This is a genomic window from Rhodococcus sp. NPDC055024 (genome assembly GCF_053608585.1).
This window is the reverse complement of sequence record NZ_JBSGVT010000011.1, coordinates 176,645-190,301: the sequence shown is the minus strand read 5'-3', so window position 1 is coordinate 190,301 and position 13,657 is coordinate 176,645. Positions and strand designations below refer to the sequence as shown.

Genomic DNA, 13,657 nt, shown 5'->3' with positions numbered 1-13,657 from the left:
TGCTGACCTCCGGAGCGCTAGCTCTCAATACCAACTAGAAGGAGAGTGTGGGCTGTGAGAACACGATTGGTTTTCGTTGCAGTTGCCCTGTCACTACTTGCCGGCTGCAGTCAGAATGAGGCCCCGCAAACACCCACCACACCACCCTCATCACATGCGACACCGAAATCAGCCTTACCCACGACGCTGCAATCATCGGCCCCACCAACCACCGGGGTTCCCGCGCCGACCACAGAAACCGCTGCCGGACCTATCGCGGATCAGAAGCCGGAACTGGTGATCGTGTCCTGCCAAATGGGGCTGGGACCCATCGAAACGTACTGGTCCGATGGAACACAGACCGGATGGTCACAGTACTGCCAGAACCAGCACGACACCGTCCTTCAGAACGAGCGCGAAGCCAACCAACCACGAGAAAAGCAGATCAGCTGGTGCGGAACCGACAAAAACATCTACAACCGCGGTGAGACGTTCTATACCGATGGGACATCGACATCATGGACCCAGTACTGCGCAGAACAATTCGAAGCTATCAACAATCCACCGCGGCCGCCCGGAACCAACGGCGGAGGTGGCGCTGTCGCAGGACCATGTGAAGCCGCCCAACAAGGTGTCATCACGTACACCCCAGACGGACGGAAACAGCAATGCTCGAACGGCCATTGGGTGTACATCGCGTAGGCAGCAAGTCACGTGACGTGACCAGTGGCTCGATATGGGAGGCCTCTCTCTTACTGCTCGCTGGCAGGCTCTTCGCAATCCTGATTTGGTACGTCTTAGCCCGCAGATGATCCCATCACGCGTTCTGGGCTCGACACGGCTGATCGCTCAATTCAATACCGCGACAGTCAACCTCGCTGCAGGATCGACTCTGTCCGCACTCGGCATTTTCCCACTAGCACTCTCGACGCCCCTGCGAGGGCGCCATCGAACTAGTCGGACTGAGCCTCAAACGGTTACAACTCCGCAGGGGACTGCAGAAAGACAGCAGAAAGACAGCAGCACCGGCATGGTGGTCTGGGGCTACTTCCATGACTCCTTTACTTGCCACTCGGGCTTGCTTAGCGGCAACCGCGCCAGAGGCATCATTCGATTCTCGTGTATAGCCAGCGGTGGGCCGTACGTTTGTTCGTAGGCACCTCGACCGTGGGATATGTCTGGGTATCTCGATTCGGGAGCAAGCAAGGGTTTTTATCACCTTCGAGTTCATCTCGCCTTTCACCGGCCGTTCGCGATGACTGTACTCATGGGTGCCTACCTGATCGCTCTCCGAACCGTCGTCTATGAATGGGACGGCGTCATGCCGGGCGGTCCGAACTACAGGCCGGTCATAGTCCTCGAACCAGGAACGACGGACCGATCACTGACGTGCTCGCATGATCAGGTGGTCTCCTCGGTCGACATCCCAGCTAGGACTTGCACGTCGTGAGGTCGAGAGCTGGTGAGGTTTGACTCAGCCATGGCTGCAGTCGGACTGAACACGCAGCCGCCCGGCAGCGGGGCGACTAGTCAAGGCGCCGGATCTCGACTACCGGCGTTGTCACGCGAGTCGTCGAGGTGCAGTCGGGATCATCCGAGATGTCGCGCAAAACCAGATACGCCGGTCGACCGACCTGGATCGGAGGATCGATAAGCCCGCGCAGCGGCAGCGGCTCCCCGTCGCGTCGTAGCCGCTGCCTTCCGTCGGGGTACGAGTGCCCATCGTCGACGGTCAGCCGAATGACAGTACGTTCGTCAGCGTCGAGCTTGAGCAAGTAGTGCGAGCCGGACTTCGTCGAGATAATCCAGGAGCCGCCCTCAGCGAACTCGAGTCTCTCGCGAGTCTCGGTACGTCGGGCGGTCGAGCACGCCGTGGCCTGGTCGTCGGGCTTCTCGCCGAGGAGGCGAGCGATGGTCGCGCGCTGACCGGGGCTGAGCTGCTCGGAGTCGTAGCCGTCCACCGCGACCGCCCACCACACGGTTGCACTCATCGGGCACGAGCCACAGGTGCGTGGACTGATCACGCCCCACTCACCCATCCGCGGAGGGAAGTCCCAGCCAGCCCGATACGCCTCGGCCGAGGTAAGCACCGCGGTAGTGCCGCATACTTCGCACCAATGCTCGAACGCCTCCACGGCGTCGACTCTAACTTGGACGCGTCAGCGGCGGCTGAACGAACGAGCGCATGGCTCACCCGCTCGACCTCGATGAGATCCGCAATCCCTTCGATCTCATTCGGGCAGCGACGGCGATCGCTCGAAGCCCTCGACAATCGCCACACCGAGATTGAGAGCATCATCGGAGAGCCCGCAGCTCATAGGCTCGCGTCGTATGCTCCTGCAGGCCCGCGACGCCCCGGACCCGATGTGGCGGATCTACGCCGCTGCGGCGAAGATCGAACGCGCTCGGGAACTCAGTTGAACTGCGACGAGATCGACAAGCCCATCGACCTCGGTCCAAGGCGCCGGAGCACTCAATCGCCCCAACTCCGGCGATGACCGCGCCGTCGACAGGGCACCCGAAAATGTGCGCGGGTACGTCCTCGAACAAGAGATCCCCCGGCCGTAATGCTCGACGAACTCTCCTACCGGCTGATCGATCAGTCCTCTCACGACGTCTCTCTTCCTCGCCCTAACTGGCCGACTGCCCGACCCCGGTCCTACGCGAGCAGCGAAAACGACTCTCTCAACCACCTCGGTGCGACTCGGAAATTCGCCGAAAACGTCGGCGGTGACTTTCTAATACAGAAAGGATCAATCTGCACACCGCTCAGTAAAATGAGAAACCTCAAAAACGAGGTTTTCCGGCGATATAAACCGCATGATATGCACGAAAAATGCAGTTTACTTGTAAGATATACCAGTAATGAAAACTGGTGAAGTTCCACTTATCTGCACGATGCAATATCCTTGGGAGGTCACTTTATGCCGCGGTACAGGTCTCGTACGCCAGAGGAAATCGCGATCGGTTTGGTGCACGCTCAAGCGGCTTTGGTGCGGTCGGCACAGGAGTTGGAACGCTGCGCCGCCGCCGTCCAGAAAGCTGTCGATCCGCTGCGGCCGTTCGCTCCCGGTCTCGCGGTCGAGGCCTACGAACTTTTCGCCACTGCCGAGGAAACGTCCACGACTGTCCGCCGGGAAATCACCCTCGCTCTGGCCGCGATCTACCCGCACCCGAAAATTGCAGCCATCGTCGGGATGTCTCAGTGGTGGGTCGGCAAGGTCATTCGAGAGGCGGGACGGCCATGAACCAGCGCTCCGCATTCGAGGAGGTGGACGAACTAGGTCTTGAGGGTCTGCGTCAGCTCGCGAGAGCCGTCGGGCTGTGCTCGTGGACCGAGCCGCCGGAGGTCGGCTTCTGGGAGAGCGTCTTCAACGGACTGCCCGATCGCACGTACATCGGGTGCGTTCCGATCGCGTACCGACGGATGACCGGGGACACCGATTCGGTCATTGTCGAGTGGGAACTGATCGGCGCGCGAACGCACGCGAACGTGCTTTCCGCCGTGGCCGATCAGATGCTGACAAGCCTTCGCATCAACCGCGTCCTCAAACAAGAACGCGTGGATCGCTCGAACCGCGTGATCCAAATTTTGACCAACGACTGCATCGTTCATCACCCGCCGGAGATTGTCGTCGACCCGGAGACGCCGACCCGATCGATCGAGCTTCGCTCACATCGAACAGCGCGACCGGCCCAGCTTTTCCGAACCGAGGCGGGGACGTGGCATGTGCGTCTCAATAGGAAGGAGTCAGCTCGTGGATGACGACGACATGATCGCCGAAATTCAGCGACGCAAAGCAGAACGGCAAGCCCGACGCTCGAAGCCGCCAGCCGAACAGCCGCCAGCCGAACAATCGCCGAAACCGCAGTCACCGGATGCCACGACCGCGATGGAACCGACGACCGTGCCGGCCCCCACCCCACCGGAGCCGGCCTCCCCCCTCGAGCTACCTACTGAACAGGCTCCCGAGACACCTGAACCACAGATCGAACCCACTCCGGAAACTGTCAAGAAGGACAACTCCGAGGCCGAAGCACAGGCCCAGGCTGCGGCGGCAGCACTGATTCAGCTCATGCGGGCGGCCGGTGGATGGCGGAAGCTCGGCGAGGACGTGACCGGGACGCTCCATGAGCTCGGAAATCGGATGCTCGCAGACCCCGCGCGGGCATCGGCCCCTGCTCGAGCGGCCTGCCACACCATCACGACCACCGCACTAGACAAGCTCGAGACACGGATCCATGCTGTGGCCGTGGCATGGGTAAGCGGGGTCGAAGGCACGATTTTGACGACTGACCCTCTGTCAGATATTGCGACGACGATGCTTGCCGAAGCGCTGTTACCGGCAATCGAGCAGGCGCAGGGGATCGTGGATGCGGTCGGCGCGCTCACCTCGAGGGGAGCCGCAGCACATCCAGTTCTGGCCGAACCGTGGAAAGAAATGACACGGCATCTGCGCGGTCGGCTTGCCAGCCTCGCCGCAGCCGCGGAGGACGCCGGGAAGCGCGGATCCCCAGCTCACAAGCTCGCACGGGCACATGCACACGCACAGGCAGCATTGGCCGCGATGACACCGGACGAGCGAAAGAAGGCTGCGCGAGAAGCCGCCATCCGCAGGATGAGTCCCGCGGACGCCGCCACAGCACGGGAAGCGGAGGCCGCAGCAGAAGCCGCAGCACTGGAAGCAGCCGCTGAAGCGGCAGCCGTGGATCAGTGGCGCGTCGTCGTACCGGACCTGGTGGCGCGGTATCCACTCGTCGCTGCGATCGTCCAGACCGGACATCTCTCGGTCGTCGAGATGCTTCGCGCTGCTGGCTTGGGAAAGAAAACCATCTCTACCAGGAAAAATTCTGACGGTTCAACCACGAAACTCGTGTCGGAAGAACTGCCGACACTGGCCGCGATCGTGGAAACCGATCAGGGCATCGAGCTCGAATTCGAGCCGCTCCGCGGACAATCTGTGATCAATTGGCAGAGTGCTCTCGGCGTACTGGGAATCGAAATGGGATGTGCATCGCTGACCGCGGCCCAACGCGGTCAATACATCGCGATCGCCACGAACGACGCACCCGTTCCCGAACCGCCGAAAATTCTTCAACTCCCGGAGCCCGTCGCATTCGATTCGGAACACGGGCGCTCCTACCTGGGGAAAAACGCGACAGGAAAGGATATCTGGCTCACTTGGGCCGATAAGGCCGGAGGTGTATTCGGCGGCGTTCCCGGCTGTGGCAAAACCGGATCGTTGCTCCCGATCGTCGCGGGGCTGGCTGAACGCGCCGAGATTCACATTTTCGACGGAAAAGGAGAACATGACTGGGACCCACTCAGACGTATCGCCCGAACCTTCGACTCCAGCGGAGAAATCGACGGGCCGATCGTCTCCCGCCTCACACAGCTCGAGAAGCTCCGCCGCGCCCGCGCTGCTGCGATCTACGCCGTGACACGGAGATGGATTGGCCCGGGACCCGACGACTACGAGAACGAGAACAATTTCTGGAATATCCCGGTTGAGCAGCGCGAGAAACTCGGGCTGTATCCCGTTTTCGTCGTGATCGACGAGTGCCATACATGGCTGGACAAGAAGGAGGCTGCAGACAAGGAGGAGGCTGCGCAGATCGTCGAAGTCACGCGGCTGCTGACGAGGTTTGCCAAAAAGGGCCGATCAGCAGGACTGGTGACGATTCTCGCCACACAAAAGCCTGAGGTTGAGAGCCTGCCTTCACCCATCCGCGACAACCTTTTACTCAAGGTCTGCTACCAGACCACTACGGATCCTCAAGCCAAGACCATTCTCGCGACGCTGCCCCCCGACGGCCCGACGCGCCCGAAGAACATCGGAGATGACGAGAAGGGACGCTGTGTCACCAAGGTGGGAAAGCAATTCGCTCTGGTGCAGTCCCTGTTCGTTTCCCCGCGAGATTTGGCCGCGGCCATGCGCGGGAAGACTCAGGTCCCGGATCAGTTCACCATCGCTACGGAGCTGGCTGGAGGTCTGACGCTCCCTGAAGACTGACTGATACTGAGGGTGGGCCGATACACGTGCATCGGCCCACCCCGTTTCAAGAGGAGTCCATACGATGCCCGAGCAAACCCCACGCGAGCTGACCGACCGATTGATCAACTCACTGCACGTACCCAAAGATGCAGGCGAAAACGCTGACGGATTGCGGCGGATCCTGATGCGGATACCTGACGGCTGGGGCCGGTGGATCGGTCACCGTAAAGGCTGGTACCCGCTGGTCATCCGACTCGACGAAGCCTTGGCTGCCGTCGATCCGAACTACGAAGTTGACCAGGTCAAAGAAAAATACGGAGCCCTGAGGTTCTACTTTTCCTCGGAGATCGACAGGGAGGACGGCCGGCAGCAGTGGCAGCAGATGGAAACACTGGTCGAAGCAGCCGAATCAGAGTCGACAAAGATCTGTGAAGAGTGCGGATCCCGCACCGACGTACGTCAGCGAAAATTCTCCTACCGGATCGAGACCCTCTGCGAGCTGTGCGCCGCGACATATTCCAGCGACTAACGGCCGCAGCGACCTGCCATGGTGTTCGCTGGACCCTGATTCACGTGACGTTGCGCACGCAAGACCCCCACACCTGTGGATCAGGGGTCTTGCTGCTGTTGCACCGCAGTTCAGGACAGACGTGCGGCTGTCTGCCGTGCCAACCTCACGACCAGCGCTACGTCACCGCTGAAGAGCGCTGCACGTGGTGTTCTTCCGGTCAACTCGATCTGCTCGGTCGAGAGCCACGAGGCGATCGTCCACGGATCAACATTGGCCAATGCATGCAGTGCATCGTCGATCCCCGGGAGAGGGATAGACGGTCGGGGGCCGATCAAACCATGCGACCAGTAACCAACTGCTCCATCCGCAGCGCACATACGCAGCACCTGCCGCTGGTCGACCGCTGCATCGAGAATCTCCGCGGACCATCCGGTGGCGTCGAGCATCTGCTGCTCCGTAAGGATCGGGCCGACGTGCTTCCATGCCGATGTGCCCATAACCGGAGGACCCCCTGATCCGTTGTGAGATACACCGTTCCCATGATGGGCGACGGCGGCATCGACAACCCGGACCTGGCCGGGAATACCGGTCGACTCTAGCCGGATCCGCACGAAACTCCTGGACAGTCTCCGGACCTATACCAGGAATTGAGGCAGCTCAGGGACCACTCTCGTCTTCATCTAGTCTCGGCTCCGACTGAGAGAGCGAGCAACGTCTTGGGGGCCGTAGCTGTCACCAGAGGTCGGACCGGCTGTCAAGACGAATCCCGAGGGCCGATTCCTTGCCCGCGACGAACATATCCCCACTTTCGTCTGCGGGCGTGCACGCGAAGCGGGTTGCGCGGATCTAATTTCCTATAAACGGGAGATATCTTCCGTTTAACGGAAACTACCCGCGTAATGGCCCTGCTGAACGGAACGGGGCAGCCGGGGGACGTTGACCACAGCGACTGAATGTATAGAATGAGATACATGCCGTCCAAGAATCCCTCCATATCTGAGCCCAGCCAGGAGTTGCTGATCGCTATCGGCGCGGCCTTGAAGGATCGTCGACGACAGCTAGGGGTTAGTGCGGCCGTTGCAGCGGAGTCCGCTGGAATGTCACGAGTAACGCTGCATCGAGTCGAGAGCGGCGCGGCATCAGTCACGGTTGGAACGCTGGTGAACGCCGTCGAGGCGATGGGTCTGCATCTTCAACTAACCGATGCTCGCCCGCAGCAGAAGGAAAGCGGCGCGGAGGAAGCAGTGAACACCGAAACTCCCGAGAACGTGCGAGTGGGTGACTACCCACTATTGAGCGCCGCAGCTTGGCAGCTCGATGCCGATAGCCGCCTTGGCGGATTCGAGGCCTTGAGGACCTACGAGCGCAATTGGCGTCACCTCGACCATGCCGCTATGGGCGACAAGGAAAAAGCTCTGATCCAGGCTCTGGCGGACAAATACAGCAAGGGAGTTCTTCTTGTTTAGCAGAGACCATCACAACCTCATCGAAACTGTTCTCAAGTACCGATAGGTCTCACGGCGCAGCTATGCCAGAATGCAATGGAGACAGCATAATTCGCGCAAATCAGAATTGAAAACACTAGGAACGACGATGGTCCGAGTCCCTCACGGGACTAGGACCATCGTCGTTTCTGAATCTATTGGTGGGCCTCCCGGTACTGCGCCTCCAGTCCCTTCCGCATTCGGCCTCGAGCGGACACCTCGATGCCTTGCTTCCTCGCCCACTCACGGACGGCTGATTGGTCCGCACGCGCTTGTACGAGCCTGGCCGGCACGCGTCGGCTTTTCGTGATGAACGGCGCCAGCGCCTCGTACAAACCGTCCACGTTCTCCGGAGAGAGGTCGATTTCGTACTGCGCCCGTGCGATGGAAAATCGGATCGTTTTTGCGCCGTCCGAGCCATCGAGGTCATCGACAACTTTGGTCCTTGCCACGGTGGCCATACACTCTCCTCTCAAATGCCCAGTTCAGGCAGGTGCTGACTCAAATTTCTTCGTGAACCCGAACACGCACCACGGCGGATCAGTTTTTGCAGCCCAGCCGTGATTGATCAACTTCAAGCTGCCGCTACAGAATCTTGGGAAGCCTCAAAACCTGTGCGCAGCCGGTCATTCCAGCGCCAAATCCTGTTACAAGTGCGAGCGCGTTCACTGGCACATCGTCGCGCCCGATCAGACTCTCCATTGCCTGAAAAATCGACGCAGACAAAGTGTTGCCGATCCGTTCGATCGTTGTCGGCTGAACCCGATCTTCAAAACCCAACTGCTTCGCCACAACATCGATGATTTTCCCGTTGGCCTGGTGCGGGATAAAGACCTCAATGTCGCGCTCCGCGACCCCCGCTCGGGCAATCGCCGAGCGGCACAGATCCGGCACATGCTCGCGCGCCCACCTGTACACCGCCCCGCCCCTCATCGAGACCCTCGGCTGCTCGCGGACACCCTCGCTGAGCTCGCTGAGCTGTTGCGTTGTGTGACTCTGTATTACGTAATCGAAAGCCTCACCATCAGAGGTCCACGCGGCTGGAAAAACTTCGCTCTCGTCGCTCACTTCAAGGAGTACAGCACCTGATCCGTCACCGAAGAGTCCAGCGGTATCCGGATCATTCATATTGAGAAACGGACTCAGGTGCTCAGCCGCAACCACGACAGCCCGATCCGTCACCCCCGAGGCGATCGCGCTTCGTGCAAGTTCGATTCCGTAACTTCCACCTGCACACGCCGCGTTGACATCAAACGCGCCGGCTCCCTCAATGCCTGCAAAAGTGGCGAGCTCAGGAGCGATGGGAGGGATACTTCGACTGGTCAAAGAGCTTGTGAAAATCACAAGCCCAATCGTCCTCGGATCAATCCCAGAACGATCGATCAACTTTGCTAGCGACATCCGAGCCTGTTGCAACGTGTCTTCGGTACTGAACTGCCGCGATTCGATCCGCGTACGCCGCTGAATCCAACCCGGACCAACAGCCATTCGCACAGCCAAATCATCGGACGGCACACCAACGCCCGGCCGGTAACTAGACACCGCCCGCAGCGCCACACCACGACCGAACACGCCACTTGTGGTCATTCGCTGCTCGCTTCCGTCAACGCGGTGAGCAGCGGATGAGTCGGTCCGTCCGCGTCCGCCTGAGCTTGTTCCCTCTCATCCTGCTGTGGATCGAGAGGGCGATCGGCCGGTCCGTCTTGCAGCTGGAACTGCTCGGATGCCTCTCGAATTGTCTCCCACCGCTCAACCGAATCGGCATCGAAATTGACATTCCAAATTCGCTTGTGGTCGACCATGAGGGCCGTTGTGTACGCGGGGAGGATGACTGTGCGGATGAGGTTGTCGACAGCCTGCTGTGACCACCATTCGCGGCCAGCCTCGTCCTTTCGGCCGGGGCCGAGGAGATGCGTTATGTACCGGCTCCGAAATCCCTGGCGGATGAGGTCGGCTCTGTCAACGAGTGTGTCGGACATCTTATGGTCCTTTCAATTGGTTTTTGCGCAATCGCACGTGTCGAAGCGTAGGTGTAAGATCGACGAAACATTTACTGGCAGAGTCGTTTTCAGCGGGGTGTATCAGCGTCATCGATTCCGGTGGGTTCGGTCTCAGCGGCATTGGGCCAGCAGTCAACGGGATACGGCGACGATTCCTCGAATCTGTAATCACGGAGGGTATCGAATCGGTTGTAAAACCGCGCTTTTTCGATGAGCCAGCGAAGCCTCTGCAGCTCCCGCTCGTCACGGGAGTGACTAACTGTGCAATTGAAAATTGCCACCTCGTCAGGCGTCATGCAGGTCACGATCGGCGGGTCTGACAGCCTTTTGATGCACGGCGGGTTCTCGGGGTCAGCCCAGTCCGGTATGGGTTCGATTGATTCCAACATTCGGTCCACAGGCTCCATCGTGTACGTTGTGTCCTGTTGCGCCACAGGGGGTTCAGGCTCTGATTGGGCGCTGCAACCCACGAGTACGAGCAGAGTGGTCGCGGCTATCGCCGGTCGGAGCAAGCGCTGCATCATTCGTCTCCCAATTTTTGGTGCGCGTCACGCACAAGATCGTCGAAAAGTGCTTGATCTGCACCGCGTTCGGCTGCGGCGGCGCGTTCGGCAACGGCCGTACGGTCAGCGGCGGCGGCGCGTTCGGAGGCAGCCACCCCTTCGCGGTCGCGTTCGGAGGCAGCGGCCGCTGCCTCCCTGGCCGACCGGCCCGCTTCCCACGCCGCCTTTCTGGACGCTTTTTGGTACGCCTCGGCCGCGATTCGGGACATAGAAATATAGATGCCGATCATCCACGGCGCCGCACAAAAAAAGAAAAGCGCGATTGAGGGCTCGGCTCCGCTAATCGATGTGATCACGGCGGTGGTAAATAGTCCTGGAATTGCGGCAGTGGCAGCGGATAGACCGATCCGGCTTAACGGCGATAGCTCGCTCATCGTTGTCTCATTTCTATCGGAGGGGATTTTGGAAAAACCCTAACGAATTTCTGACGGCCATAGTCACTCCATTTTTCGATCCCACGAAGCTGTAAAAACTGCAACCATTCGGTTTGTAAGCTTCCAATGTAAACATAGTTACCAATGGTTGACAACCTTACGATAGGTGAAAATGGAAACTTTTTTGACAGAATCAACGAATGAGCACTTCATCCCGACAGCGATTGCAGCAAATGCAGGAGCTAGCCATGTCTGAGCTGCGCAAGAGCACGGTCGATGAGATTTCGCAGACATGGCGGGAGATGAGCGACGCCCACGACCGCACCAAAGACGCCATGTCAGTCTTCGACTCGGAGAGCGTCCAGGATCTGAGCGAGAAACAGCTCAAGCGAGTCGCCGAATCGTCCTTTGAACAGGCGTTACGTGATATCACTCATGCCATGGAGCAAGCGGACGAACTTCGGAAGCTCCTGGTCAATGTGTTGGTGACGGAATATTCCCGCAGCAGTCGCGCTATTGCTCCTCTCGCGAAAATCTCGCACACGACCGCCCTCAAGTGGCTCAAAAGCGACGAAAATGACGACTGAGTGCAATGCAGATTGTTAGCGACGGTAGTAAGCGCTCTGGCATTGCTAAGCATCTCTCACCAGGCGCAGCCTCGGGCGTCCATCGTTCGCAGCAACCTCGGCAGCAGCTAGCTCGGCTTGCACGAGTGCGTTCCGTTCCATCTCTGAGTCGATTTCGACTGTGCGCTCAAGTACCGCTCGGTCCTTGGCGTAGCGGGCTTGCCGCTGCTGCTCGGCGTTCTCTGCGATCAGGGTTCCTCGCCACGTCGAAAGCCAGCTCTTGCGACGACGCCTCGATTTCGACATGACCTCGATGAATCTCAGGGTTTCGGCGTCGACGTCGATCGCCGTGTACCGCTCGCGAGCCTGTGTCAGCTGCTGCTCGCAGGGCCACCAGTCTGCGGGCAGCAATTCGGGCGTGATGAAAGCTCTTCCGCCGTCCTCTGCCGAGGCTGCGCTCATGCCACCCTCCCCGCCCGACGAGCTGCGGCGTCGGCGTCGTCAATTGCGCGCATAATCGCGTATCGACTATGTCCGTCGACAGCCAGCGATTCGGCAAGCGCGACCAAATCGGGGGTTCGGCGCGCCCACGATCGACCCGAGAGCGCAGCCTCGGCTTCTCGATACGCACTAACCTCCGTGTTAGCTTCAGAGGCGGGGGAATTCGCGCCTTCGTCCACAGGTACCGCAGCCTGAAGCGATCGGAAGGTTCGGTCGACGATCGCAGCAGTCGCCATTTCGGCCGCAGCCGCGTCGACCGCCGTAAATGTCCTCTCAGCGAGGCCCTCGACTTCGGCCCGCAAGTAGGCCATGAACGTCGCACCCCAATTCTTGCGCGACTCGCCGCTCGCCGTCATGCCCTCACGAAATCTCGCGGCCACAGCGTCGAGGTTCGTCCCGAGCCTCAAGGCCTCGGCCAGGTGCTGTGCATTCGGCTCCCAATCCACAGGCAGGGTCATCGCGGTCGACCGAGTGGTTTTGCCTTTAGGTATCGGGTTGTGGATCAAGGAATCTAGATCGTGTCCCCTCTGGGGGACTCCCTGAGTCCCGGGGGCGGGACCCCCAGCGTCCCTTGAAAGGGACCCCATACGACCTGCGATGATTGTGTAGAGATTCGACCCCTGGATCGTGTGATCGGAGTCTTTCGTGGCGACCCAATCACGCCGATCGACCTTCGAGCACCACCGATCACTGACCCCGATCAGTCCAGCATCTGCCAGCTCGCGCGTGTATCGGTCGACGCTCGCAGTTTTCCTCAGCCCGAGGTATCCGGCCAGGCGCTCACGCCCGAGCCAGGTTTCGCCGGAGCGATTGTCGGCGTGCCTGCGCAGCGCGAGGTAAAGCGTGATGGCCTGCGGTGTAAGGCCGGCGTCGAGGATCGAGGCGGGCACCATGACGAACGGCGCTGTCGTCGGACTCACTAAAATCTCCTGTCGGGTTCTCAACAGTCCAACCCGCGCATTACTTCCGAGCCGACACGCCGCACGTGGGGGGTGCGCACTGGGGGCGTGCGGCTGTAGGATCAACCCTGCGAAGAGGTTGAATGCGCAGTCATGGCTGCTTTCAGTTGTTTACGGAACCCTCGGCCCTGGCAGGCCGAGGGTTTCTGTTTGCACGCAAAGGGGCTGGCACCCCCGGATCGAGATGCCGTAATCCTATGTGCGGGCAACCGCCGCTTCCCGCCGACGCGCCGAATCCCCCGATTCCGGCAAAACCTTACATTCGTACGAATAGGCCCTATCTTCGAATATCGCGCGCACTCTATCGAACGAAACGACACGCCTCACCCGACCGAATCGGGACCTTTCCCGTCAATTGGCTCCCTTTTGCGCACTTTGGCGTACAGCCGACCATGGTCGGCAGCATCCTGACCGGGTCAGGCAAAGCCACGTGGCACCCAACGCAGTTTCAGCGCACCCTTGACGGCCGCGAACCACCGAACTGGTGCTGATTGAAGCAATGGGGACCAGGCTGACCGCCAGGTGTTAGACGACGCTCAACTGGTCCGGAGCTGGAGCTCGTGCCAGTCTGGAGTCGGCAAACCATCGAATCGATCGAGACGATTCGGTGGTACTACACCCGTCTCTGACTGTGGCGGGAATCTTTCTCGGCCGCGCACTTGCTCCAGGAGTTGAAGTGTTGTACCGGGCGGGCGAAGTACGAAATCACTACGGCACCTGGTGT

Annotated in this window: 15 protein-coding genes; 7 read left to right on the top strand and 8 right to left on the bottom strand. The window is 60.0% G+C overall.

The window, feature by feature from the left end; all coding sequences use genetic code 11:
* Positions 1 to 1,234: 1,234 nt before the first annotated feature.
* Positions 1,235 to 1,429, top strand: a complete 195-nt coding sequence (locus tag ACWF6P_RS22635; protein ID WP_452622560.1) for a hypothetical protein — start codon at positions 1,235 to 1,237, stop codon at positions 1,427 to 1,429.
* Between the two features lie 76 nt (positions 1,430 to 1,505).
* On the opposite strand, the gene ACWF6P_RS22630 is transcribed toward ACWF6P_RS22635, so the two are convergent.
* Positions 1,506 to 1,970: a hypothetical protein gene (locus ACWF6P_RS22630; protein WP_452622559.1), complete on the bottom strand. Its 465-nt coding sequence runs from the start codon at positions 1,968 to 1,970 to the stop codon at positions 1,506 to 1,508.
* 933 nt (positions 1,971 to 2,903) lie between these two features.
* Here ACWF6P_RS22630 and ACWF6P_RS22625 point away from each other — a divergent pair.
* From ACWF6P_RS22625 to ACWF6P_RS22610, 4 genes are all read left to right on the top strand, one after another.
* Entirely contained in the window at positions 2,904 to 3,227 is a 324-nt protein-coding gene (locus tag ACWF6P_RS22625; protein ID WP_452622558.1) for a hypothetical protein, read from the top strand.
* Positions 3,224 to 3,745, top strand: coding sequence for a hypothetical protein (locus tag ACWF6P_RS22620; RefSeq protein ID WP_452622557.1), 522 nt, complete (start codon positions 3,224 to 3,226; stop codon positions 3,743 to 3,745). Before ACWF6P_RS22625 ends, ACWF6P_RS22620 begins: the two co-directional genes overlap by 4 nt.
* Positions 3,738 to 5,993, top strand: coding sequence for a hypothetical protein (locus tag ACWF6P_RS22615; RefSeq protein WP_452622556.1), 2,256 nt, complete (start codon positions 3,738 to 3,740; stop codon positions 5,991 to 5,993). The genes ACWF6P_RS22620 and ACWF6P_RS22615 overlap by 8 nt, the downstream gene beginning before the upstream one ends.
* A gap of 64 nt (positions 5,994 to 6,057) precedes the next feature.
* The gene (locus ACWF6P_RS22610) at positions 6,058 to 6,504 is read left to right on the top strand and encodes a hypothetical protein (RefSeq protein WP_197940463.1); all 447 of its coding nucleotides are present in this window, start codon (positions 6,058 to 6,060) and stop codon (positions 6,502 to 6,504) included.
* Between the two features lie 110 nt (positions 6,505 to 6,614).
* Here ACWF6P_RS22610 and ACWF6P_RS22605 read toward each other — a convergent pair whose 3' ends face one another.
* Positions 6,615 to 6,983, bottom strand: a complete 369-nt coding sequence (locus tag ACWF6P_RS22605) for a hypothetical protein (protein ID WP_452622555.1) — start codon at positions 6,981 to 6,983, stop codon at positions 6,615 to 6,617.
* A 474-nt stretch (positions 6,984 to 7,457) separates the two neighbouring features.
* On the opposite strand from ACWF6P_RS22605, the gene ACWF6P_RS22600 reads away from it, so the two are divergent.
* Positions 7,458 to 7,952, top strand: coding sequence for a helix-turn-helix domain-containing protein (locus ACWF6P_RS22600; RefSeq protein WP_234552687.1), 495 nt, complete (start codon positions 7,458 to 7,460; stop codon positions 7,950 to 7,952).
* 173 nt (positions 7,953 to 8,125) lie between these two features.
* On the opposite strand, the gene ACWF6P_RS22595 is transcribed toward ACWF6P_RS22600, so the two are convergent.
* From ACWF6P_RS22595 to ACWF6P_RS22580, 4 genes are all read right to left on the bottom strand, one after another.
* Entirely contained in the window at positions 8,126 to 8,431 is a 306-nt protein-coding gene (locus ACWF6P_RS22595) for a histone-like nucleoid-structuring protein Lsr2 (protein ID WP_452622554.1), read from the bottom strand.
* A 124-nt stretch (positions 8,432 to 8,555) separates the two neighbouring features.
* The gene (locus ACWF6P_RS22590) at positions 8,556 to 9,557 is read right to left on the bottom strand and encodes a 3-oxoacyl-ACP synthase III family protein (RefSeq protein WP_452622553.1); all 1,002 of its coding nucleotides are present in this window, start codon (positions 9,555 to 9,557) and stop codon (positions 8,556 to 8,558) included.
* The gene (locus tag ACWF6P_RS22585) at positions 9,554 to 9,949 is read right to left on the bottom strand and encodes a hypothetical protein (RefSeq protein ID WP_452622552.1); all 396 of its coding nucleotides are present in this window, start codon (positions 9,947 to 9,949) and stop codon (positions 9,554 to 9,556) included. The genes ACWF6P_RS22590 and ACWF6P_RS22585 overlap by 4 nt, the downstream gene beginning before the upstream one ends.
* Positions 9,950 to 10,490: 541 nt before the next feature.
* Positions 10,491 to 10,907: a hypothetical protein gene (locus tag ACWF6P_RS22580; RefSeq protein WP_452622551.1), complete on the bottom strand. Its 417-nt coding sequence runs from the start codon at positions 10,905 to 10,907 to the stop codon at positions 10,491 to 10,493.
* A gap of 248 nt (positions 10,908 to 11,155) precedes the next feature.
* Between ACWF6P_RS22580 and ACWF6P_RS22575 the strand changes: the two genes are divergently transcribed.
* Positions 11,156 to 11,494 carry a hypothetical protein gene (locus ACWF6P_RS22575; protein ID WP_134930169.1) on the top strand — a complete coding sequence of 113 codons (339 nt, stop codon included), beginning with the start codon at positions 11,156 to 11,158 and terminating at the stop codon, positions 11,492 to 11,494.
* A gap of 45 nt (positions 11,495 to 11,539) precedes the next feature.
* On the opposite strand, the gene ACWF6P_RS22570 is transcribed toward ACWF6P_RS22575, so the two are convergent.
* The gene (locus ACWF6P_RS22570; protein ID WP_452622550.1) at positions 11,540 to 11,935 is read right to left on the bottom strand and encodes a hypothetical protein; all 396 of its coding nucleotides are present in this window, start codon (positions 11,933 to 11,935) and stop codon (positions 11,540 to 11,542) included.
* On the bottom strand, positions 11,932 to 12,894 hold the full coding sequence (locus ACWF6P_RS22565; RefSeq protein WP_452622549.1) for a helix-turn-helix domain-containing protein: 963 nt from the start codon (positions 12,892 to 12,894) through the stop codon (positions 11,932 to 11,934). The genes ACWF6P_RS22570 and ACWF6P_RS22565 overlap by 4 nt, the downstream gene beginning before the upstream one ends.
* Positions 12,895 to 13,657 lie beyond the last annotated feature (763 nt).

Excerpts from the sequence above, each read along its gene's own strand:
- ACWF6P_RS22635 (WP_452622560.1), top strand. The coding sequence starts at position 1,235 with ATGACTGTACTCATGGGTGCCTACCTGATCGCTCTCCGAACCGTCGTC.
- ACWF6P_RS22630 (WP_452622559.1), bottom strand. The coding sequence starts at position 1,970 with ATGAGTGCAACCGTGTGGTGGGCGGTCGCGGTGGACGGCTACGACTCC.
- ACWF6P_RS22625 (WP_452622558.1), top strand. The coding sequence starts at position 2,904 with ATGCCGCGGTACAGGTCTCGTACGCCAGAGGAAATCGCGATCGGTTTG.
- ACWF6P_RS22620 (WP_452622557.1), top strand. The coding sequence starts at position 3,224 with ATGAACCAGCGCTCCGCATTCGAGGAGGTGGACGAACTAGGTCTTGAG.
- ACWF6P_RS22610 (WP_197940463.1), top strand. The coding sequence starts at position 6,058 with ATGCCCGAGCAAACCCCACGCGAGCTGACCGACCGATTGATCAACTCA.
- ACWF6P_RS22605 (WP_452622555.1), bottom strand. The coding sequence starts at position 6,983 with ATGGGCACATCGGCATGGAAGCACGTCGGCCCGATCCTTACGGAGCAG.
- ACWF6P_RS22600 (WP_234552687.1), top strand. The coding sequence starts at position 7,458 with ATGCCGTCCAAGAATCCCTCCATATCTGAGCCCAGCCAGGAGTTGCTG.
- ACWF6P_RS22595 (WP_452622554.1), bottom strand. The coding sequence starts at position 8,431 with ATGGCCACCGTGGCAAGGACCAAAGTTGTCGATGACCTCGATGGCTCG.
- ACWF6P_RS22590 (WP_452622553.1), bottom strand. The coding sequence starts at position 9,557 with ATGACCACAAGTGGCGTGTTCGGTCGTGGTGTGGCGCTGCGGGCGGTG.
- ACWF6P_RS22585 (WP_452622552.1), bottom strand. The coding sequence starts at position 9,949 with ATGTCCGACACACTCGTTGACAGAGCCGACCTCATCCGCCAGGGATTT.
- ACWF6P_RS22580 (WP_452622551.1), bottom strand. The coding sequence starts at position 10,907 with ATGAGCGAGCTATCGCCGTTAAGCCGGATCGGTCTATCCGCTGCCACT.
- ACWF6P_RS22575 (WP_134930169.1), top strand. The coding sequence starts at position 11,156 with ATGTCTGAGCTGCGCAAGAGCACGGTCGATGAGATTTCGCAGACATGG.
- ACWF6P_RS22570 (WP_452622550.1), bottom strand. The coding sequence starts at position 11,935 with ATGAGCGCAGCCTCGGCAGAGGACGGCGGAAGAGCTTTCATCACGCCC.